At 71.1% G+C, this 21676-nt stretch carries 21 protein-coding genes; 16 read left to right on the forward strand and 5 right to left on the reverse strand.

Annotation, left to right across the window (positions count from 1 at the left end; all coding sequences use genetic code 11):
• The first annotated feature begins 7 nt into the window (after positions 1 to 7).
• Genes ABZO29_RS24960 through ABZO29_RS24970 form a run of 3 tightly spaced genes read left to right on the forward strand, consistent with a single transcriptional unit; the run spans position 8 to position 3113 of the window.
• A complete protein-coding gene (locus ABZO29_RS24960) occupies positions 8 to 1369 on the forward strand; it encodes an LLM class flavin-dependent oxidoreductase (protein ID WP_367322405.1) in 1362 nt (453 codons plus the stop codon).
• Entirely contained in the window at positions 1366 to 1995 is a 630-nt protein-coding gene (locus ABZO29_RS24965; protein ID WP_367322406.1) for an antibiotic biosynthesis monooxygenase family protein, read from the forward strand. Before ABZO29_RS24960 ends, ABZO29_RS24965 begins: the two co-directional genes overlap by 4 nt.
• Entirely contained in the window at positions 1992 to 3113 is a 1122-nt protein-coding gene (locus ABZO29_RS24970) for an acyl-CoA dehydrogenase family protein (RefSeq protein ID WP_367322407.1), read from the forward strand. The genes ABZO29_RS24965 and ABZO29_RS24970 overlap by 4 nt, the downstream gene beginning before the upstream one ends.
• A 30-nt stretch (positions 3114 to 3143) precedes the next feature.
• Here ABZO29_RS24970 and ABZO29_RS24975 read toward each other — a convergent pair whose 3' ends face one another.
• A complete protein-coding gene (locus ABZO29_RS24975; protein WP_367326233.1) occupies positions 3144 to 3596 on the reverse strand; it encodes a MarR family winged helix-turn-helix transcriptional regulator in 453 nt (150 codons plus the stop codon).
• A gap of 226 nt (positions 3597 to 3822) precedes the next feature.
• On the opposite strand from ABZO29_RS24975, the gene ABZO29_RS24980 reads away from it, so the two are divergent.
• The 9 genes from ABZO29_RS24980 (at position 3823) to ahcY (ending at position 15151) form a co-directional block, all read left to right on the forward strand.
• Positions 3823 to 4920 (forward strand): NAD(P)/FAD-dependent oxidoreductase, encoded by a 1098-nt coding sequence (locus ABZO29_RS24980; protein WP_367322408.1) that lies wholly within the window; start codon positions 3823 to 3825, stop codon positions 4918 to 4920.
• A gap of 114 nt (positions 4921 to 5034) precedes the next feature.
• Positions 5035 to 5274 (forward strand): acyl-CoA carboxylase subunit epsilon, encoded by a 240-nt coding sequence (locus ABZO29_RS24985; protein WP_367322409.1) that lies wholly within the window; start codon positions 5035 to 5037, stop codon positions 5272 to 5274.
• Positions 5275 to 5288: 14 nt separating this feature from the next.
• On the forward strand, positions 5289 to 6992 hold the full coding sequence (locus tag ABZO29_RS24990) for an alpha/beta hydrolase (RefSeq protein WP_367322410.1): 1704 nt from the start codon (positions 5289 to 5291) through the stop codon (positions 6990 to 6992).
• Positions 6973 to 7122, forward strand: a complete 150-nt coding sequence (locus ABZO29_RS24995; protein WP_367322411.1) for a hypothetical protein — start codon at positions 6973 to 6975, stop codon at positions 7120 to 7122. Before ABZO29_RS24990 ends, ABZO29_RS24995 begins: the two co-directional genes overlap by 20 nt.
• Before the next feature lie 59 nt (positions 7123 to 7181).
• The gene (gene metK, locus ABZO29_RS25000; RefSeq protein WP_367322412.1) at positions 7182 to 8396 is read left to right on the forward strand and encodes a methionine adenosyltransferase; all 1215 of its coding nucleotides are present in this window, start codon (positions 7182 to 7184) and stop codon (positions 8394 to 8396) included.
• Between the two features lie 66 nt (positions 8397 to 8462).
• Complete coding sequence (locus ABZO29_RS25005; RefSeq protein ID WP_367322413.1) at positions 8463 to 9446, forward strand: carbohydrate kinase family protein; 984 nt, start codon at positions 8463 to 8465, stop codon at positions 9444 to 9446.
• On the forward strand, positions 9443 to 12898 hold the full coding sequence (gene metH / locus ABZO29_RS25010) for a methionine synthase (RefSeq protein ID WP_367322414.1): 3456 nt from the start codon (positions 9443 to 9445) through the stop codon (positions 12896 to 12898). Before ABZO29_RS25005 ends, metH begins: the two co-directional genes overlap by 4 nt.
• Entirely contained in the window at positions 12895 to 13764 is an 870-nt protein-coding gene (gene metF / locus ABZO29_RS25015) for a methylenetetrahydrofolate reductase [NAD(P)H] (protein ID WP_367322415.1), read from the forward strand. The genes metH and metF overlap by 4 nt, the downstream gene beginning before the upstream one ends.
• A complete protein-coding gene (ahcY, locus tag ABZO29_RS25020; RefSeq protein ID WP_367322416.1) occupies positions 13742 to 15151 on the forward strand; it encodes an adenosylhomocysteinase in 1410 nt (469 codons plus the stop codon). The genes metF and ahcY overlap by 23 nt, the downstream gene beginning before the upstream one ends.
• Before the next feature lie 13 nt (positions 15152 to 15164).
• Here the strand turns inward: ahcY and ABZO29_RS25025 are convergent, their stop codons facing one another.
• The 3 genes from ABZO29_RS25025 to ABZO29_RS25035 form a co-directional block, all read right to left on the reverse strand.
• Entirely contained in the window at positions 15165 to 16652 is a 1488-nt protein-coding gene (locus tag ABZO29_RS25025) for a flavin monoamine oxidase family protein (RefSeq protein ID WP_367322417.1), read from the reverse strand.
• A 187-nt stretch (positions 16653 to 16839) separates the two neighbouring features.
• Positions 16840 to 18039, reverse strand: coding sequence for a flavin-containing monooxygenase (locus tag ABZO29_RS25030; protein WP_367322418.1), 1200 nt, complete (start codon positions 18037 to 18039; stop codon positions 16840 to 16842).
• Between the two features lie 273 nt (positions 18040 to 18312).
• Positions 18313 to 18516, reverse strand: a complete 204-nt coding sequence (locus ABZO29_RS25035; protein ID WP_367322419.1) for a hypothetical protein — start codon at positions 18514 to 18516, stop codon at positions 18313 to 18315.
• Positions 18517 to 18614: 98 nt separating this feature from the next.
• Here ABZO29_RS25035 and ABZO29_RS25040 point away from each other — a divergent pair, with 98 nt between their 5' ends.
• From ABZO29_RS25040 to ABZO29_RS25055, 4 genes are read left to right on the forward strand one after another with little or no spacing between them, the layout of a single operon-like run.
• On the forward strand, positions 18615 to 19067 hold the full coding sequence (locus tag ABZO29_RS25040) for a DoxX family protein (protein WP_367322420.1): 453 nt from the start codon (positions 18615 to 18617) through the stop codon (positions 19065 to 19067).
• Positions 19064 to 19471 (forward strand): Zn-ribbon domain-containing OB-fold protein, encoded by a 408-nt coding sequence (locus ABZO29_RS25045; protein ID WP_367322421.1) that lies wholly within the window; start codon positions 19064 to 19066, stop codon positions 19469 to 19471. The genes ABZO29_RS25040 and ABZO29_RS25045 overlap by 4 nt, the downstream gene beginning before the upstream one ends.
• 5 nt (positions 19472 to 19476) lie before the next feature.
• The gene (locus tag ABZO29_RS25050; RefSeq protein ID WP_367322422.1) at positions 19477 to 20079 is read left to right on the forward strand and encodes a GNAT family N-acetyltransferase; all 603 of its coding nucleotides are present in this window, start codon (positions 19477 to 19479) and stop codon (positions 20077 to 20079) included.
• Entirely contained in the window at positions 20076 to 20939 is an 864-nt protein-coding gene (locus ABZO29_RS25055) for a GNAT family N-acetyltransferase (protein ID WP_367322423.1), read from the forward strand. Before ABZO29_RS25050 ends, ABZO29_RS25055 begins: the two co-directional genes overlap by 4 nt.
• 6 nt (positions 20940 to 20945) lie before the next feature.
• Here the strand turns inward: ABZO29_RS25055 and ABZO29_RS25060 are convergent, their stop codons facing one another.
• Positions 20946 to 21611 (reverse strand): pyridoxal 5'-phosphate synthase, encoded by a 666-nt coding sequence (locus tag ABZO29_RS25060; RefSeq protein WP_367322424.1) that lies wholly within the window; start codon positions 21609 to 21611, stop codon positions 20946 to 20948.
• Positions 21612 to 21676: the final 65 nt, after the last annotated feature.

Raw genomic sequence — 21676 nt, forward strand, 5'->3', positions numbered from 1 at the left:
ACGGGTCATGGGAAAGCAGATACGCGTCACCGCGTTCGACATGAACACCCCGACCCACCTGTCGCCGGGAACCTGGCGTCATCCGGACAGCCAGGGCCGCAGGTACAAGGACCTGAAGTACTGGACCGATCTCGCGAGGACTCTTGAACGCGGTCTGTTCGACGGCCTGTTCATCGCGGACGTCCTCGGGACGTACGACGTGTACGCGGGCACGCACGACGCGGCGCTGCGCGGCGGCGCGCAGATCCCGGTCAACGACCCCATGATGGCGGTCTCCGCGATCGCGCACGTGACGGAGCACCTGGGCATCGCGGTCACCGCCTCGACCTCGTACGAGCACCCGTACCCCTTCGCCCGCCGGATGTCGACGCTGGACCATCTCACCGGCGGCCGGGTGGCGTGGAACGTCGTCACCTCCTACCTGGACAGCGCCGCCCGCAACATGGGGCTCGACCGGCAGATCGGGCACGACGAGCGGTACGACATCGCGGACGAGTACCTCGAGGTCGTCTACAAGCTGTGGGAGGGCTCCTGGGAGGACGACGCGGTCCGGGCCGACGACATCTACGCGGATCCGGCGAGGATCCACCCGATCGGTCACGACGGCCGCTACTTCAAGGTGCCGGGTATCCACCTGTGCGAACCGTCCCCGCAGCGCACTCCCTTCCTGTTCCAGGCGGGCACGTCCCACCGGGGCAAGGACTTCGCCGCGCGCCACGCCGAGGCGGTGTTCGCCGTGGCGCCGGAGGCGTCGATGCTGCGCAAGCAGGTCGACGACATCCGCGCCCGCGCGGCCGCGGCCGGCCGGGATCCGTACGACATCAAGGTGTTCAGCGGCTGCACGGTCATCACCGGCGAGACGGACGCCGAGGCCACGGCCAAGTACGACGTCTACAAGAGCTACATCGACTCCGACGGGATGCTCGCGCTGTTCTCCGGCTGGCTGGGGTTCGACCTGTCGCCCTACCGCCCGGAGGACCCGGTGCACGTCGTGCCGAACCACGCGGTCCGGTCCATCGCCGAATCCCTCGGCCAGGGCGACTGGACGGTGCGCGACATCCTGGAGAAGCTCGGGATCGGCCATCCCCCGGTGATCGTCGGCTCGCCCGCGAAGGTGGCCGACGGGATCCAGCAGTGGATCGAGGAGACCGGCGCCGACGGCCTGAACCTCGGCCATGTGGTCACGCCGTCGACCTACGAGGACTTCGCCGATCTGATCGTGCCCGAACTCCAGCGCCGCGGCGCCTACAAGAAGCAGTACGCCGACGGCACGCTGCGCCACAAGTTCCTCGGCCGCGGGGACCGTCTGGCGACCGGCCACCCCGGCACCCGGTACACGCCCGCGGCATCGACCAGGGAGACGACATGAGTTCCATCAGGGTGGAGGACGGCTACTTCACGCTGTTCAACATCTTCCACACGGAAGGGCCCGACGGGCAGAAGCTGCTGTTCGACCAGTGGCGGAGCCTGCCTCCCGCGAACGTCCAGCCGGGCCTGGTCTCGGGCAACTTCCACCGGGGTTTCGACGGCAGGTCGGTCGTCAACTACGCGCAGTGGGAGAGCAAGGACGCGTACGACGCCTTCATGAGCGAGCGGGGCACCCGGGGGCGGCTCGGCAGCGCCCTCACCGTCTCCCGGCTCGACAACATCCCCTGCGAAGTGGTGCACACCTGGGACCCCGCACCCCGGATCTCGCTCGACAGGCCCTTGTTCACCGTGGTGATCGTGGTCAAGTCGGCTCCCGAGGACCAGGCGGAGGTGCTCAAGGAGATGACCTGTGACCCGCCGGAGCTGGCCGGGACGCCGGGCTATGTGTCCCACGCCGTGCACCGGGGCCTGTCCGGCGAGCATGTGATCAAGTACGCCCAGTGGGAGGACGAGGAGAGCTTCCGCGCCTTCGTGAGCAGGCCGCAGGAGCCGTCCCCGCTGGACGACCTGGGCGTCGAGGTCGAGCTGTACTTCAGCGAGATCGAGTACATCCGGGAGCGCTCATGAGCGGCGGGGAGACCTGGCAGGACGCCGGCGTGCTGAAGTCCGCGGCGGACGCGGCAGGCCACGGCGCCGCGGAGGCGGACACGACCGGGAGGCTCGCGTCCGGGACCGTCGGCGCACTGGCCGCCGCGGGATTCCCCGGCAGCTTCGCGCCGGCCCGGCAGGGCGGAACCGGCGCCACGTTCGGCGAGGTGACGCGGGCGGTGGCGGCGATCGGCGAGGAATGCACGTCGGCCGCCTGGATCGCCTCGCTGTGGGCGTACAACGGGCGTTTCAGCGCCTATCTGCCGGACGAGGGACAGCAGGAGGTCTGGGCCAAGGGGCCGGACACCAGGCTCGTCAGTTCGATGGTCGCGGCCGGAGTGGAGGCCGAGCCGGTGGACGGCGGCTGGACGCTGTCGGGCACCTGGCTCTACGTCAGCGGTGTGGAGTTCGCCGACTGGGCGCTGCTCAGCTCGGCGCCGCCGCGCGAGGGCGACCGCTCCATCCGGGTGTTCGCCGTTCCGAAGGACTCCTTCACCCACCAGGAGACCTGGGCGACTCTCGGCATGCGGGCCACCGGCAGCCACACCCTGGTCGTGGACCGGGGGTTCGTGCCCGAGTACCGGTCGTTCGTCTGGGACGACATGCGGCGTGGCGACCTGCCGGATCCCGGGTCCACCGTGCATGCCGCACCCCTGTTCGGAGTGAACGGGCTCACCTTCGCGGCGCCGATCCTCGGCGCGGCCCGGGCCGCCCTGCGTCTGGTCGAGGGGCATCTCGGCCGGCAGCCGAGCGGGGCCCGCGCGGCCGCACGGGAGTCGAGCCGGATCGCCTACGCCCGCGCGGCGGGGGAGATCGACGCCGCGGCCCTGCTGCTGGCGAGGGTCGCCGAGACCGCCGATCTGGGCCGGCTCGGGGAGGTCGGGACGGCCGAACGCAGCCACCGCGACAGCACGCTCGCGGTGGAGCTCCTCGTCGGGGCGGTGGACCGGCTCTTCCATGTGACCGGAACGCGGGGACAGGCGACGTCCCACGGGATGCAGCGCATCTGGCGGGACGTCCACGCGGCGGGCTCGCACGCCGCCCTCCAGTTCGAGCCCGCGGCCTTCGCGTTCACGCAGCGGCTGCTCGCGGACTGAGGGGCGGACCCTGGGCGTCCGCCGGCCCGTTCAGCCGCGGGCGGCGGCCCCGTGGCCCGGTTCCACGAAGACCACGGGGACCTTGTTGTCCAGCACGATGCGGCCGAGCAGCCCGGCGAGCGTGTCGCGCTGGGCCTCGTCGAGGCCGGCCGGCAGCTCGTCGATCCGGCGGCAGGCCTCGGTGTAGAAGCGGTCGGCGAGCCGCGCGCCCCGCGGGGTGAGCGCCACCCGCACCGCGCGGCTGTCCCGAGGGTCCGCCTCGCGCCGCACCAGGCCGTTGTTCTCGGTGCGGTCCACCAGTCCGGTGAGGCTCGACTTGGCCAGCCCCAGCATCGTGCACAACTCGCCCATGCCGTACGGCTGGGCCATCAGCACGCACAGCAGCTGACCCTGCTGCGGCGTGAGGCCGAGCTCCCGGCCGGCCTGGGCATACACGGCACTCACCAGGAACGAGGACCGCACCAGTGCGGCCACCAGTCCCATTTCGCCGTCTTCATGATTGGCCACGCGGGCAGCGTAGCACGGAAATGAACGAAAGTTCGTATCAGGAACTTCCGTAAGTGAATTCCTTCACGGTTAACGTATTTCTGTAGCTTCTTAACAAAGATCTGTAGTTCTTGAAAGCTTTATGTGTTGTGGTTCGTACTGCGAATAAGTTACGTTCGTGATCCGAACCCAAAGTAATTTCTTGGTCTGTGGAGCGTGAATCATGAGTCGTACAGTCGCCGTCGTCGGCGGAGGCTACGGAGGCGCCGCGGTCGCCAAGGCGCTGGAGTCCGAGGCCGACGTCGTTCTCATCGACCCCCGGGACGCGTTCGTCAACGTGGCCGGATCGCTGCGCGCGCTGGCCCAGCCCGACTGGGCGGGCAACATGTTCTTCCCGTTCAAGACGCTGCTCACGCAGGGCAAGGTGATCCGCGACCGTGCCGTCTCGGTGGACCCGACCGGCGTCACCCTGTCCTCGGGCGAACACGTCGCGGCTGACTACGTGGTCCTGGCCACCGGCTCCAACTACGCCTACCCGGCCAACCCCGCCGCCGAAAGCGTCGCCGATGCGCTGGAGGACTTCCGCCGGTCGCACAAGGAACTGCTCCAGGCCGACAAGATCCTGATCCTCGGGGCCGGGCCGGTCGGCCTGGAACTCGCCGGCGAGATCAAGGAGGTCTGGCCGGACAAGCACGTGACCATCGTCGACCCGGCCGAGGAACTGCTCCCCGGTTTCAAGCCCGAGGTGGTCGAGGACCTGCGCGGCCAGCTCGACGCGCTGGGCGTCGAGGTGCGCCTCGGCACCGGCCTGACGGCGCAGCCGGGCACCGAGTCGGGCCGCACCGGCACCTTCACCGTCACCACCACCGCCGGCGACGAGATCACCGCCGATGTCTGGTACCGCGCCTACGGCACCACCATCAACAGCGGCTACCTCACCGACGGCAAGCTCACCGCCCTGACGCCGCAGGGTCAGGTGCCCGTGACCGAGACCCTCAACGTCAAGGGCCACGACCACGTCTACGCGATCGGTGACCTCACCGACGTCGCGGAGGCCAAGATGGCCGGCTTCGCGATGCAGCACGCCGAGGTGGTCGCCAAGAACATCACCGCCCAGATCAAGGGCGAGCAGGCCACGGCCACCTACCAGCCGCTGGGCTTCCCGATGATCCTGCTCCCGCTCGGCCCGAACGGCGGTGTCGGACAGCTGCCCTCGCCCGAGGGCCCGTTCGTCGCCCCGGCCACGATGGTCTCCGAGTTCAAGGGCCAGGATCTGTTCACCGGCCGCTTCGTCGGTCAGTTGGGCCCCACCGCCGCCTGACCCGCCGCACCACCTCAGCCCGCCGCGCGGGCTCGACGGTCCCCCTGGACTCCCCCGCCAGTGGACCGACGAGCCCGCGCGGCGTTCGTGTTTCCCGTATCAGGAGACGACGCCATGCCACCTTCCACGGACCCCAGCACAACGACCGAGACCTTCCTGCGCATCGAGAAGGGCAACCCCGACGCGTGCGAACTGGCAGCGCTCACCTCGGTGCTGCTCGCCCGCGCGGCCGTCCCCGCGGACCCGGACGAGGAGGGGGAGCAGACGGACCGCCGCACAGCCGGCTGGCGCCGGCTCGAACGCCGCTCCGGCCCCAGCACGCCGCGCAGCTGGCGCGACGACGTGCGTCGCTGATGAGGGCGTCCGGCGTGGTCGCCCCACACTCCGCCGACGCCGGCGCCTCCGGCGTGGTCGAGCGCCTCGCCGCCAGTCCCTCCGGCGGAGTCGAGTGCCTGACCGCTGGTGGTTCGGGTGGGGTCGAGTGCCTGACCGCCGGTGGTTCGGGTGTGGTCGAGCGGCCGAGTGCTGGTGGTTCCGGTGTGGTCGAGCGCCTCGCCGCCAGTCCCTCCGGCGGAGTCGAGTGCCGGACCGCCGGTGTTTCCGGTGTGGACGAGCGGCCGAGTGCCGGTGCTTCCGGCGCGGTCGAGCGCCTCGCCGCCAGCCCCTCCGGCGGAGTCGAGTGCCTGACCGCCGGTGGTTCGGGTGGGGTCGAGTGCCTGACCGCCGGTGGTTCGGGTGTGGTCGAGTGCCAGACCGCTGGTGGTTCCGGTGTGGTCGAGCGCCTCGTCACCAGTCCCTCCGGCGGAGTCGAGTGCCGGACCGCCGGTGCTTCCGGCGTGGACGAGCGGCCGAGTGCCGGTGCTTCCGGTGTGGACGAGCGCCTCGGCACCAGTCCCTCCGGCGGAGTCGAGTGCCGGACCGCCGGTGGTTCGGGCGTGGACGAGCGCCTTGCCACCAGTCCCTCCGGCGGAGTCGAGTGCCAGACCGCTGGTGCTTCCGGTGTGGTCGAGCGCCTCGTCACCAGTCCCTCCGGCGGAGTCGAGTGCCGGACCGCCCGTGGTTCGGGTGGGGTCGAGTGGCCGAGTGCTGGTGGTTCCGGTGTGGTCGAGCGCCTCGCCGCCAGTCCCTCCGGCGGCGCCTCCGGGATCCGTGAGATCACCCTCGACGCCGGTGGCATCCCCCTGTCCGGCCTGATCGCCGAGGCGCGGCCGGGGCCGCCCAGGGCCGTGGTCGTCGCGGTGCACGGTGGTGGCATGCGGGCGGGCTACTTCGACAGCCGGGCCCGCCCCGGCCTCTCGCTGCTCGCTCTCGGCGCCGACCTCGGGTACACGGTCCTGGCCGTCGACCGCCCCGGCTACGGCAGTTCGGCCTCGTGGCTGCCACGCGGCCAGACCCTGGCGGAACAGGCGGCGACGCTGCACGACGCCCTCGCCTCCTTCGCGGACAGCCACGACACCGGCGCGGGCGTGTTCCTCGTGGCCCACTCCAACGGCGGGAAGCTCGCCCTGGCCGCGGCCGCCGAGGAGCGCGGCCGCACCCTGCTGGGTCTGGACATCTCCGGGCTCGGCAGCCGCCTCGCCGTGCGCACGGACCAGCTCCCCGGGCAGAACGGGCACGGTGACTGGCGCCGCCACTGGGGCTCACTGCGGCTCTATCCGCCGGACGCCTTCCGCCAGGGGCGGCACCTGATCTCCCCCGTACCGGAACTGGAGGCCCGGGAGGGCCCGTTGTGGCCCCGGATGTACCCGGGCATCGCCCGGAAGGTGCGGACACCCGTCCGTTTCACCTTCGCCGAGCAGGAGCAGTGGTGGCTCTTCGACGACCAGGCCGTGGCCGCCCTGAGACGGCCGCTGGCCGCGCCGAAGGTGATGGTGGCCCACCAGCCGGACGCCGGGCACAACCTCAGCCTCGGCTGGGCGGCCCGCACCTACCACCTCAAAGCCCTCGGCTTCCTGGAGGACTGCCTGCTCGCCGAGGACGCGGCACCCGCCCGGCGGCCCGCCGGCACCACGAACCCGATCGGAGACACAAGCCACCGAAAGACAGGCAGAGATGACCATCGACACCCTTGACCTCGAGCACGGCTTGGCCCACGACCTCTGCGTCCCGGACGAGCCCGCGCCCGTCGTCGTACAGCCCGCGCTACTGGCCGGGGAGGACCGCGAAGCGCCGGACCCCTGGATCTTCCGCGGCACCGACTGACCGCGCCCGCCGACCACCCCGCACACCGACCGCCCCACCACTCACCTTCCTGGAGAGACATGTCCCGCCGCCTGTTCACCTCGGAGTCCGTGACCGAGGGCCACCCCGACAAGATCGCCGACCAGATCAGCGACGCCGTCCTCGACGAACTGCTGCGCCAGGACCCGTCCTCGCGCGTCGCCGTGGAAACCCTGATCACCACCGGGCAGGTGCACGTCGCGGGTGAGGTGACGACGACCGGCTACGCCGACATCGCCGCGCTCGTCCGCGCGAAGATCCTCGAGATCGGCTACGACTCCTCGGCCAAGGGCTTCGACGGCGCATCGTGCGGTGTGTCGGTGTCCATCGGCGCGCAGTCCCCGGACATCGCGCAGGGCGTCGACACGGCGTACGAGAAGCGCGTCGAGGGTGCCGTCGAGGGCGACGAGCTCGACGGGCAGGGCGCCGGCGACCAGGGCCTCATGTTCGGCTACGCCACAGACGAGACGCCCACCTTCATGCCGTTGCCGATCGAGCTGGCGCACCGCCTCTCGCGCCGCCTGTCCGAGGTCCGCAAGAACGGCACCCTCCCCTACCTGCGCCCCGACGGCAAGACGCAGGTCACCATCGAGTACCTGGGCAGCCGCGCGGTGCGCCTGGACACCGTCGTCGTCTCCTCCCAGCACGCCCCGGGCATCGACCTGGAGGGGCTGCTGGTCCCCGACATCCGGGCGCACGTGGTCGAACACGTGCTGGACCGGCTCGCCGAGGACGACATCAAGCTGGAGACCGAGGGATACCGGCTCCTGGTCAACCCGACGGGCCGCTTCGAGATCGGCGGCCCGATGGGCGACGCCGGCCTGACCGGCCGCAAGATCATCATCGACACGTACGGGGGTTACGCCCGGCACGGCGGCGGCGCCTTCTCCGGCAAGGACCCGTCGAAGGTGGACCGTTCGGCCGCGTACGCGATGCGCTGGGTCGCCAAGAACGTGGTCGCCGCGGGCCTGGCCTCCCGCTGCGAGGTCCAGGTCGCCTACGCGATCGGCAAGGCCGAGCCGGTGGGCCTGTTCGTGGAGACCTTCGGCACCGGGACCGTCGCCCAGGAGCGGATCGAGCGGGCCATCGCCGAGGTCTTCGACCTGCGTCCGGCCGCGATCATCCGCGATCTGGACCTGCTGCGCCCCATCTACTCCCGGACGGCCGCCTACGGCCACTTCGGCCGTGAGCTGCCCGACTTCACGTGGGAGCGCACCGACCGGGCCGAGGCGCTCAGGGCCGCGGCGGGAATCTGACCCCGGGAATCACCCCAAGGAAGCCCCGGCCGGCGCCGGCCACCCGACAGGAGTGCAGGAGTTCATGTGCGTATCGCGGTGACAGGATCCATTGCCACGGACCATCTGATGGTCTTCCCCGGCCGGTTCACGGACCAGCTCATCCCCGACCGGCTCGCCAGTGTCTCCCTCTCCTTCCTGGTCGACGCGCTCGAGGTGCGCCGGGGCGGGGTCGCGGCCAACATCGCCTTCGGCCTTGGCGGCCTCGGTCTCGAACCGCTGCTGGTCGGGGCCGTGGGCAGCGACTTCGCGGAGTACGAGGTGTGGCTCAAGGGCCACGGCGTCGACACCGGCGCCGTCCAGATCTCCGCCGAACGGGCGACCGCGCGCTTCATGTGCATCACCGACGCGGACGCCAACCAGATCGCGTCGTTCTACGCGGGCGCCATGCAGGAGGCCCGGGAGATCGACCTGGGGCAGGTGCTCGGCGGGCGGCCGCGCCCCGACCTGGTCCTGGTCGGCCCGAACGACCCGGAGGCGATGCTTCGCCACACCCGCGAGTGCCGGGACCTCGGCCTGCTCTTCGCCGCCGACCCCTCCCAGCAGCTCGCCCGCCTCGACGGCCCGCAGGCACGCGACCTGGTGAGCGGCGCCCGCTGGCTGTTCACCAACGACTACGAGGCCGCCCTGCTCCTCGAACGCACCGGCTGGGACCGCGACGACGTCCTCGAACGCGTCGGCGCCTGGGTCACCACCCTGGGCGGAGAGGGCGTGCGGATCGACCGCGCGGGCCGCTCCCCGCTCATCGTCCCGGCCGTCCCCGACGCGCCGATCACCGACCCGACCGGCGTGGGCGACGCGTTCCGGGCCGGCTTCCTCGCCGGCCTCGGCCACGAACTGCCGCTCGCCGCCGCGGCCCGCCTGGGCTGCGTCGTGGCGTCGGCGGCCCTGTCGACGGTCGGCTCGCAGGCCTACCGCATCGACCGTGACCACATCCTGACGACGGCCGCGCGCGCCTACGGCGCCGCCGCGGCCCAAGAACTGGCCCCGGCCCTGGACGGCACACCATGACAGAGTCCCGCAGCGCGGACCTCCGCGAGGCACTCGCCACCCGTGTCGTGGTGGCCGACGGCGCGATGGGCACGATGCTCCAGGCGCAGGAGCCGAGCCTCGACGACTTCCAGCAACTGGAGGGCTGCAACGAGATCCTGAACGTCACACGCCCGGACATCGTGCGCTCGGTCCACGAGGCGTACTTCGACGCGGGCGTCGACTGCGTCGAGACGAACACGTTCGGCGCCAACCACGCGGCGCTGGGGGAGTACGACATCCCCGAGCGGGTCCTCGAACTGTCCGAGGCGGGTGCGCGGATCGCCCGTGAGGCCGCCGACGAGTTCACGCGGCGTACCGGCCGGCAGCGCTGGGTGCTGGGCTCGATGGGCCCGGGCACCAAGCTCCCCACCCTGGGCCACGCCCCCTACACCACGCTGCGCGACGCCTACCAGCAGAACGCCGAGGGCCTCATCGCCGGCGGTGCCGACGCACTCATCGTCGAGACCACCCAGGACCTGCTGCAGACCAAGGCGGCCGTCCTCGGCGCCCACCGCGCCCGGGAGATCGCCGGCCTGGATGTGCCGCTGATCTGCTCGGTGACCGTCGAGACGACCGGCACCATGCTGCTCGGCTCGGAGATCGGCGCCGCCCTGACGGCCCTGGAGCCGCTCGGCATCGACATGATCGGCATGAACTGCGCGACCGGCCCCGCCGAGATGAGCGAGCACCTGCGCTACCTGGCCCGCAACGCCCGTATCCCGCTGGCCTGCATGCCGAACGCGGGCCTGCCGGTCCTGGGCAAGGACGGTGCCACCTACCCGCTGAGCGCGCCGGAGCTCGCCGACGCCCAGGAGAACTTCGTCCGCGACTACGGCCTGTCCCTGATCGGCGGCTGCTGCGGCACCACCCCCGAGCACCTGCGTCAGGTCGTCGAGCGGGTCCGTGACCTCACCCCGGCCGAGCGCAACCCCCGCCCCGAGCCGGGCGCCGCCTCCCTCTACCAGACGGTTCCCTTCCGGCAGGACACCTCGTACCTGGCGATCGGTGAGCGCACCAACGCCAACGGGTCGAAGAAGTTCCGCGAGGCGATGCTGGCGGGTCGCTGGGACGACTGTGTGGAGATGGCCCGGGAGCAGATCCGTGAGGGCGCCCACCTGCTCGACCTGTGCGTGGACTACGTGGGCCGGGACGGCGTGGCCGACATGGAGGAGCTGGCCGGCCGCTTCGCCACCGCCTCCACCCTGCCGATCGTGCTGGACTCCACCGAGGTCGACGTCCTCCGCGCCGGCCTGGAGAAGCTGGGCGGCCGCGCGGTCATCAACTCGGTCAACTACGAGGACGGCGACGGCCCCGAGTCGCGGTTCGCGAAGGTCACCGCCCTGGCCAAGGAGCACGGGGCCGCGCTGATCGCCCTGACCATCGACGAGGAAGGGCAGGCGCGCACCCCCGAGAAGAAGGTCGAGATCGCCGAACGGCTCATCGACGACCTCACCGGGAACTGGGGCATCCGCGAGGAGGACATCCTCATCGACTGCCTGACCTTCACCATCTGCACCGGTCAGGAGGAGTCCCGCAAGGACGGCGTCGCCACCATCGAGGCGATCCGCGAGCTCAAGCGCCGCCATCCCGACGTGCAGACCACTCTCGGCCTGTCGAACATCTCCTTCGGGCTGAACCCGGCCGCCCGGATCCTGCTGAACTCCGTGTTCCTGGACGAGTGCGTCAAGGCGGGCCTGGACTCGGCGATCGTGCACGCCTCGAAGATCCTGCCGATCGCCCGCTTCGACGAGGAGCAGGTGCAGACCGCCCTCGACCTGATCCACGACCGGCGCGCCGAGGGCTACGACCCCCTGCAGAAGCTGATGGCCCTGTTCGAGGGCGCCACCGCCAAGTCCCTGAAGGCGGGCAAGGCCGAGGAGCTCGCCGCGCTGCCGCTGGAGGAGCGCCTCAAGCGGCGCATCATCGACGGCGAGAAGAACGGCCTGGAGCAGGATCTCGACGCCGCCCTGCGGGAGCGTCCGGCGCTGGACATCGTCAACGAGACGCTGCTGGACGGTATGAAGGTGGTCGGTGAGCTGTTCGGCTCCGGCCAGATGCAGCTGCCGTTCGTGCTGCAGTCCGCCGAGGTGATGAAGTCAGCCGTCGCCCACCTCGAGCCGCACATGGAGAAGTCGGACGCCGAGGGCAAGGGCACCATCGTGCTCGCGACCGTGCGCGGCGACGTGCACGACATCGGCAAGAACCTGGTCGACATCATCCTGTCCAACAACGGCTACAACGTGGTCAACCTGGGCATCAAGCAGCCGGTCTCTGCGATCCTGGAGGCGGCCGAGGAGCACCGGGCCGACGTGATCGGCATGTCGGGTCTGCTGGTGAAGTCCACGGTGATCATGAAGGAGAACCTGGAGGAGCTCAACTCCCGGGGCATGGCAGCCGATTACCCGGTCATCCTCGGTGGCGCGGCGCTGACCCGGGCGTATGTGGAGCAGGACCTGCACGAGCTGTACGAGGGCGAGGTCCGCTACGCCCGTGACGCCTTCGAGGGGCTGCGCCTGATGGACGCCCTGATCGCGGTCAAGCGGGGCGTGCCCGGTGCGAGGCTGCCGGAGCTGAAGCGACGCCGCGTTCCCCAAAGGGTGTCGGTGCCGGCGGAGCCGCAGGACGTCGGCCGCTCGGACGTCGCCACCGACAACCCGGTGCCGGAACCGCCGTTCTGGGGCACCCGTGTCGTCAAGGGCATCCAGCTCAAGGAGTACGCGACCTGGCTCGACGAGCAGGCCCTGTTCAAGGGCCAGTGGGGGCTGAAGGGCGACACCGTCGAGAGCGAGGGGCGGCCGCGGCTGCGGATGTGGCTCGACCGGCTGCGCACCGGGAACCTGCTGGAAGCGGCCGTGGTCCACGGCTACTTCCCGTGTGTGTCCAAGGGCGACGACCTGATCGTCCTCGACGAGCTCGGCAACGAACGCACCCGCTTCACCTTCCCGCGCCAGCGCCGCGGCCGCCGGCTGTGCCTGGCGGACTTCTTCCGCCCGGAGGAGTCGGGCGAGACCGACGTGGTCGGCCTCCAGGTCGTCACCGTCGGCTCGCGGATCGGTGCGGCCACTGCCGAGCTGTTCGCCTCCGACTCCTACCGCGACTACCTCGAACTGCACGGCCTGTCCGTGCAGTTGGCCGAGGCCCTCGCCGAGTACTGGCACGCCCGGGTGCGCGCCGAACTCGGCATCGCGGGCGGCGACCCGGACTCGCTCGACGGCATGTTCCGCACCGAGTACCAGGGCTGCCGCTACTCGCTGGGCTATCCGGCCTGCCCCGACCTGGCGGACCGCGCGAAGATCGCGGACCTGCTGCGGCCGGAGCGGATCGGCGTCCAGCTCAGCGAGGAGTTCCAGCTGCACCCCGAGCAGTCCACCGACGCCATCGTCGTCCACCACCCCGAGGCGAGCTACTTCAACGCGGGAGGCCGCGCATGACGACCTTCTCCTTCGAGTTCTTCCCGCCGAAGACGCCCCAGGGCGAACGGACCCTGTGGCGTGCGATCCGCCGCATCGAACCGCTCGCGCCCGACTTCGTGTCCGTCACCTACGGCGCCGGCGGCTCCTCCCGGGACCGCACCATCGAGGTCACCAAGCGCCTGGTCACCGAGACGACTCTGCGCCCGGTCGCGCATCTGACCGCCGTCGGGCACTCGGTTGCCGAGCTGCGGCACATCATCGGGCAGTACGCGGACGCCGGTGTCCGCGATGTCCTGGTGCTGCGCGGCGACCCGCCCGGCGACCCCACCGGGCCCTGGCGGCCGCACCCCGAAGGCTTCACCCATGCCCGTGAACTGGTCGAACTCGTGCGTTCGCTGGGCGAGTTCACCATCGGCGTGGCCGCCTTCCCGGAGCGGCATCCGCGCTCGCCCGACTGGGACAGCGACATCAGGCACTTCGTGGCCAAGTGCAGGGCCGGTGCGGACTACGCCATCACCCAGATGTTCTTCCGCGTCGAGGACTATCTGCGGCTGCGCGACCGGGTCGCCGCGGCGGGCTGCGACACCCCGATCATCCCCGAGATCATGCCCGCCACCGACGTACGCCAGATCAGCCGCTTCGCCGAGCTCAGCGGCGCCACCTTCCCGGAAGACCTGGCCCACCGCCTCGAAGCGGCCCGCAACAGCCCGGCCGACGGCCACCGGATCGGCGTCGAGCACGCCACCGCCATGGCCGACCGGCTGCTCGCCGAGGGCGCGCCCGGTCTGCACTACATCACCCTCAACCGGTCCACCGCGACCCTCGAGATCCATCAGAACATCCAGCACACAAGGAGCGCCCATGCCCTCGCAGCTGCCCGCTGACGCCCCGGACTTCAAGGTCGCCGACCTCTTGCTGGCCGAGTTCGGCCGCAAGGAGATCACCCTCGCCGAGCACGAGATGCCCGGCCTGATGGCGATCCGCAAGGAGTACGCCGAGACGCAGCCCCTGGCCGGCGCGCGCATCACCGGCTCCCTGCACATGACGGTGCAGACGGCCGTCCTGATCGAGACCCTGGTCGCTCTGGGCGCGCGGGTGCGCTGGGCGTCCTGCAACATCTACTCCACCCAGGACCACGCCGCCGCGGCGATCGCCGCCGCCGGGATCCCGGTCTTCGCCTGGAAGGGCGAGACGTTGGAGGAGTACTGGTGGTGCACCGAGCAGGCGCTGACCTGGCCAGGTCACGCGGGCCCGAACATGATCCTCGACGACGGCGGTGACGCCACCCTCCTCGTCCACAAGGGCGTCGAGTACCAGAAGTCCGGGCAGCTCCCGCCCGCCGACAACGAGGAACTCGCCGTCGTCCGCGGCCTGCTGGAGTCGAGCACCCTTGACTGGACGGCCCTCGCCGCCGAGATCCGTGGTGTGACGGAGGAGACCACGACGGGTGTGCACCGGCTGTACGAGATGCAGCGCGACGGTGTGCTGCTGTTCCCGGCGATCAATGTCAACGACGCGGTGACGAAGTCGAAGTTCGACAACAAGTACGGTTGCCGGCACTCGCTGGTGGACGGCATCAACCGGGCGACCGATGTGCTGATCGGTGGCAAGACCGCGGTGGTGTGTGGCTACGGTGATGTGGGCAAGGGCTGTGCGGAGTCGCTGCGTGGGCAGGGTGCCCGGGTCGTCGTCACGGAGATCGATCCGATCTGCGCGCTGCAGGCGGCGATGGACGGTTACCAGGTGACCACGCTGGACGAGGTGGTCGAGACGGCTGACATCTTCGTCACCACGACCGGCAACAAGGACATCATCATGGCCGGGGACATGGCCAGGATGAAGCACCAGGCGATCGTGGGGAACATCGGCCACTTCGACAACGAGATCGACATGGCGGGCCTCGCCAAGGTCCCCGGCATCGTCAAGGACGAGGTGAAGCCGCAGGTTCACACGTGGACGTTCCCGGACGGCAAGGTGGTCATCGTGCTGTCGGAGGGTCGTCTGCTGAACCTGGGCAACGCCACCGGTCATCCGTCGTTCGTGATGTCGAACTCGTTCGCGGACCAGACGCTGGCGCAGATCGAGCTGTTCACCAAGCAGTCGGAGTATCCGACCGGTGTGTACACGCTGCCCAAGCACCTGGACGAGAAGGTCGCGCGTCTGCACCTGGACGCGCTCGGGGTGAAGCTGACCACGCTCCGCCCCGAGCAGGCGGCGTACATCGGTGTCGAGGTCGAGGGCCCGTACAAGCCGGACCACTACCGCTACTGACACCGGACAGGCCCTACAGCGCCGCCAGCACCTCCTTGGCCACCCGCTCACCGGACCGCACGGCACCGTCCATGAAGCCCATCCAGTGCGTGGACGTCTCCGTCCCGGCCCAGTGGATCCCGCCGACGGGCTCGCGCAGGGCCGGGCCGTACTGGGTCAGGACGCCGGGCGCGGCGATGGAGACGGGGCCGCCGCGGGTGTAGGCCTCGTTGTTCCAGCGCTGGAGCACGAAGGAGGTGGGGGACTTGGCCTTGTCGCCGAAGTACGTGGCGAAGTCCGCGAGGACGGCTGCCTTCACCGTGTCCGTCGAGGCGGCGTCCAGCTCCCGCATCTTGTCGGCCTCGATGAAGCCCATCAGCGCGCCGTACGAGGCGTCGGGCGGGGAGTTGTCGAACGTGGAGCTGACCACGCCGCTGTCGCTGACGACCTGGCCGTTGAGGCCGTCGGCACGCCAGAAGGGGGTGCCGTAGACGGCGATCGCCTTGCCGACGGAGGCCATCGGCAGGCGCTGGGTGAGCTGGTCGCGGGCCGCGGGGAGGAGGGGGTCGTACGAGATACGGGCGGCGATGGGCGGGGGCACGGCGACGACGACGCGGTTGGCGGTGACCGTCGTACCGTCCGCGGTCACCACGTACCGGCTGCCGGACCGCGCGATGGAGCGGACCGGGGCGTTCAGTACCACCCGGTTGCCGAGCGTGGCGGCGAGTTTGATCGGCACCAGCTGGGAACCGCCGACGAAGCGCAGTTCCTGGGCGCCGTTCGCGGTCTCGGTGAGGCGTTCCAGGGTGCCGACGTTCGACTCGTTGCCGGCGGCGGCGATGTAGAAGAGGACGAACAGGAAAGAGAGTTCACGGGGTTCGGCCGAGAAGATCGATGTGCAGGCCACGTCGAAGAGGAACTTGGCCGACGGGATGACGGCGTTGGCGCGCAGCCAGGTCTCGAAGGTCTGCCGGTCCCACTCCTCGGCCTTCGCGGCCGTCCAGGGCGCGTCGACCGGGATCTGCTTAGCCAGGTCGTCGAGCATGGCCTGCACGATCGCCGCGTTGGCGAGCCCGGCCGCGTCGATCGGCGGGACCGAGCCGAGGATGCCGTCGGTGGCGTAGGGGGTTTTCCTGCCGTCCTTGTACAGGAGGTTCTTGCCCGTGTTGTAGGTGGCGAAGGTCGCCACGCCGAGGGAGTCGGCGAGCGCCTTGATGCGGTCCTGGGTGGGGCCGATGAACTCGCCGCCGCCCTCGGTGACCCCGCCGTTGGCCAGGGAGAGGTTCACGACCCGGCCGCCGACGCGGTCGCGGGCCTCCAGGACGGCGACGGTCCTGCCGCCCGCCACCAGGTCGCGGGCCGCGGTGAGTCCGGCGAGGCCGGCACCGATGACGGCGACGTCCACGTCGCGGGTCGCCGCGGCGGCCGTACCGGCGGCGGTGCCGGTGAGGGTGACCGCACCGGCGGCAGCGGCGGCGCCGCCGAGCAGGGAGCGTCGGGAGAGCTGTCTTTCGCGTGCCACGTGCATCCTCCGTCGAGAGCGAGAGGTGGGGTGGAGCCAGAAAGTGGAACCGGTGAGCAGTCAGCAGAACCTGAAAGCTGAGCAGTATTCACATTCTGGCCCCGCACAGGGGTGCACGACAACGCTCCTGTCACATCTGACGCACGAGTAACAGGAGGCGTACTGAAGAGAGTTGAGGATTTCTACGTCAGAGGGGGAGGCGGGACAGCCGGTCCGCGCTGTTCCTCACGATTGCCCTCGCGATCTTCTCCGCGTCCATCGCCACCTCGCGGAACGTGCCGCTGATGGGGGTGACGAAGCCGGTGAAGTACAGGCCGGGCGCCTTGTCGGGGGTGCGGGCGCCGTTGACGACCGGCAGGCCGCGGTCGTCGAGCACGCCGAGGTGGCCGACGAGGCCGTCGAGGGCGCGGACGTAGCCCGTGGCGGCGACGACGGCGTCCGGGGACACACGGGTGCCGTCGGCCAGGACGACCTTGCCGTCCTCGAAGCCCTCGACGGCGGCCACCGCCTCGACCCGGCCCTTGCGCACGGCGTCGATCAGACCGACGTCCTGGACCGGGATGGCCCCCTCCTTCACGCGGCTGTAGAGACCGGTGTCGGGACGGGGCAGTCCGTGGGCCGACAGGTCCGGCACGCTCAGCTTCGCCATCGGCCGGGCCAGCCGGTCCACGAGGCCGACCGGCAGACGCCGTACGAGCACGCCCGTGTACTGGGCGGCCCAGCCGGCCGTCGAGCGGCGCACGATGTGCGGGGCGGTGCGCACCGACAGCCGTACGCGCGAGGCCCCGCCCTCGACCAGGTCGACGGCGATCTCGGCGCCGGTGTTGCCGACCCCGACGACCAGGACGTCACGACCGGCGTACGGCTTTGCGTTGCGGTAGTCCGAGGCGTGCACGACCTCGCCGGTGTACGTGTCGCGGCCGGGCCATTCCGGCACGTACGGGGTGTGGTTGTAGCCGGTGGCGACGACGACCGCGGCGCCGGTCAGTTCCCGGCCGCCGGTGGCGTGCAGCAGCCAGCCGTGGCCGTCGGGCGAGCGGTCGATGCGGGAGACCTCGACGCCGGTGACGATCTCCAGCTCGTGGTACTCGGCGTACTTCTCCAGGTACCGCACCACGTCGTCCCGGGACACCCACCGTCCGAACCGGCGCGGCATCGGCAGCCCGGGCAGGGCGGACAGGCGGCGGGTGGTGTGCAGGTGCAGCCGGTCGTAGTGGCGCCGCCAGGACGCCCCGATCCGGTCGGACCTCTCCAGCACGACGGCGCGTATGCCCGCCGCGCGCAGCGCGTACGCGGCGGAAAGACCGCCGGGACCGCCGCCGATCACATAGACGGGGCGCGCCGCGGGGTCGGCGGACGGGGGCGCGGACGGTGTGGAGTCGGCCATGAGCGCGAGCGTAATCAGACGGCGTGTTGATGGGTCTCGGTCAAGAGGGGAATTGGTTGCGGATTGATCACGCCTGTGGGAGGAGTGGGTGGGATCGGTGACGAAGGGCGTCTGGTTGTGGTGGTTTCGTGCGCGCGTGCACGCGCCGGCGGGCGTGGCAAACACCGCGACGCCGAGCCCCGGTGCGTAGGGGCCCGACGTCGCGGGTCGCGTGCGGTGTCCGCTGTGTGACGGGAGTCGGGCGCCGCAGTCAGGTGGTAGTGCGGGCCGGCGCTACCAGGTGACCACTGTGCAGTCGTTGCCGTCGGTGTCCGTGGTGGTCGTGCAGCCGTCGGGGTCGAAGACCAGGGAGTCTGCAGAGGAGGACGAGGTCGACGAGGGCGGCGTGGCGTCGGAGGTCTGTGCGTTCAGCGCGATCTCTCCCACCGCCGCCCCGGCGCCCATGACGATCGGCCTGCGCTGGGCCAGGCATCGCATGCCCGCTCGCCCCGAAGGCCGGGATTTCCCGCGAAGGGCAAGGGGCTGAATTCTGCGAAGACTTCCCGGATCCGGTTATCTGACGTACCGTCAGATCCATGGATGCGATCTGGCTCAGCGGCGCGGAATGGCTGGCCGTGCTCCGGATGGGCCTCGGCCTGTGGTGGCTGGAGAGCTGGCGGCACAAGGACAAGAAGGGCTGGTTCGAGCGGGGGACCGGGATCGCCTGGGCGGCGGACGTGGCGGCGAAGCACCGGTGGAACGCGGTGCGTTCCGGCTTCGAGGTCGTCGTCGCGCCCCGTCCGCGGACCATGGCGTACGTCGTGGTCTACGCGGAACTCGCGCTGGGAGCCGGGCTGGTGCTGGGCTTCCTGACGCCGATCGCCCTGCTCGGCGGGCTGCTGCTCAACGTCCTCTACTTCACGCTCATGATCCATGACTGGGCGGAGCAGGGGCAGAACACGATGATGGGCCTGATCTCGGTCGTCGCCCTCTTCGGCATGTCGTGGCAGACCTGGTCGCTGGACAGCGCCCTCGGGTGGTTCGGGTGAGCGGCGCGCGCTTCGACCTCCCCGAGCCGGACGCCTTCACCCGCCCGTACTGGGACGCGGCGGCGGAGGGGCGGCTGCTGGTGCGCCGGTGCGGAGCCTGCGGCCGTGCGCACCACTATCCCCGGGAGTTCTGCCCGCACTGCTGGAGCGAGGACGTGACCTGGGAGCGGGCGAGCGGCCGGGCGACCCTCTACACCTGGTCCGTCGTTCACCGTAATGATCTGCCGCCCTTCGGGGAGCGCACCCCGTACGTCGCCGCCGTGGTCGACCTCGCGGAGGGGCCGCGGATGATGACGGAGGTGGTGGACGGCGGGGGGCTGCAGGCGGGCATGGAACTGGAGGTCGCCTTCCGTGAGGGCGTGCCGATATTCCGGCGCGCGGGCGGCGCGGAGCGGCTTCAATAGGCCGGATGACCCGAGTCGACCCGCCGCACACGCCCCGCCCCCTCCCCGAGCCGCACGGCCACGGCCTGCGCCTGTGCCGCTGGAACCCCGAGTCGGACGCCGACGTGGCGGACTGGCTGCGCGGAACCACCGACCCGGAGTTCCTGCGCTGGAACACACCTCTGAAGCCGGTCACGGACCTCGACAGCGCCCGGGCCGTACTCCGCGCCAAGGCGGACCGCGACGCCGACGGCACCAGCGCGTCCTTCCGCATCACGGACGCCGAGAGCGGTACGACGCTGGGACACATAGGCGTCAACGAGATCACCCACGTCTTCGACCGCGCCCTCATCGGCTACTGGGTCTTGCCCGAGGCCCGCGGCCACGGCGTCGCCACCCGCGCCCTCCGGCTCGCCGCGCACTGGGCCTTCACCGAACTCGGCCTGCACCGCCTGGAGCTGGACCACGCCGTCGGCCACGACATCTCCTGCCGCGTGGCGGAGCGCTGCGGTTTCCGGGCCGAGGGTGTACTGCGGGGCGGGATGTGGGAGGCGGGGCGGCAGGACACGTACCGGGACGCACATCTGCACGCACGGCTGGCGACGGACCCGGAGGTCGATCTGCCGTGACCGGACACGAGTGGCGGCTCATCGAGGACGTGGACGTCTTCCTCGACCGCGCCGGAGCGTTCCTGCACGCCCGGCCCGCCCTGCACACGGTCCCGCTGACGGTGACCGAGTCGCTGCGCACGCACGGGCCGCACATCCACGGGGACGGTTCGCCCGTCTTCGGCGTACTGGAGGACGGGGAGGGGGAGGTGCGTGCGGTGTTCTTCCGTACGCCTCCCCGCCGGCTGATCGTGACGCAGCTCACCGGCGTGGAGGCCGACGGCCTCGCCCGGTGGCTGGCCGGGCTCGGGCAGCCGGTGCCCGGAGTCTCCGGGGACCGGGACACCGCGGCGGCGTTCGCCGAGGCATGGCAGCGTCACACGGGCGCCGCCGCCGCGCTCCGCGAGCGCCAGCGGCTGTACCGGCTCGGCACACTGACGGCGCCACGACCCGTTCCGGCGGGACGGGCGCGGGTTGCCACGGAGGAGGACCGTGAGCAACTGGCCAGGTGGTACGAGGAGTTCTCCGATGCCGTCGGCGAACGGCCTCCGGCCGACCCGGTCGCCCGGGTGGACGCCCGTATCTCCCACGGCGGGCTCACCCTCTGGGAAGCCCCGGACGGCACCGCCGTCTCCATGGCCGGCACGACCTTGCAGGTCGGCGGGCAGGTCCGCGTGGCCCCGGTCTACACCCCGGCCCACCTGCGGGGCCGGGGCTACGCGGGTGCCGTGACCGCGGAGGTGAGCCGGGCCGCGCTGGCCGCGGGCGCCACCGAGGTGCTGCTCTTCACCGACCTGGCCAATCCGACCAGCAACGGCCTCTACCGGCGCATCGGATACCGGCCGGTGCGCGACTTCGCGGTGTACGACTTCGCGGGATAGGACGGCTCAGGGCCACAGCAGCTCCTTGTCCCATCCGGCCCCTGCCCTCCGGTACCGGAGCCGCATGTGCCGTCGCCGCTCGTCCCCCTGGAAGAACTCCACCTCGTCGGGCCGCAGACGGTAGAGCGTCCACGAGGACACCTCGGCGCCGGGCTCCCGCCGGGCCCGCTCCCAGGCGGCCTCCGACGCCCTCGCCAACTCCTCCACCGAGCCCAGGACTTCGCTCTGCCGCCCGGTCAACGCCGCGGCCAGGGCGCCCGTCGAGCGGGCGTGCAGGTCGGACCGGGCCTCCCCGGCCGGGGCGACCTCGACCGGACCGCGGACGCGGACCTGGCGCCCCTGGAGCGGCCAGTAGAAGCCGAGAGCGGCGTACGGGCGGGCGGCGAGCTGGCGGCCCTTGCGGCTGGTGTCGTGCGTCGCGAAGGCCCAGCCGTCCGCGTCGGCGCCGTGCAGCATCACGGTCCGCACGTCGGGGAGGCCCTCCTCGTCCGCCGTGGCCAGGCTCATGGTGTGCGGCTCGACCTGCCCGGCCGCCACGACGTCCGCGAACCAGCTGGTGAAGAGGGCGAGCGGCTCGGCGGGCGCGGAGTCCGGGTCGAACGCCGGGAGGCCGGTGACCTCCGGGTCCCACACCCGCAACGACCGCAGCAGCTCGTGAAGATCCGTTCCCATGCCCCGAGTATCGCTCCGGCCCGGCCGAAGGATCACTCCCGGCCCAGGACGACCGTCCCCGCCGA

The organism is Streptomyces sp. HUAS ZL42 (assembly GCF_040782645.1).
Lineage (GTDB): Bacteria > Actinomycetota > Actinomycetes > Streptomycetales > Streptomycetaceae > Streptomyces.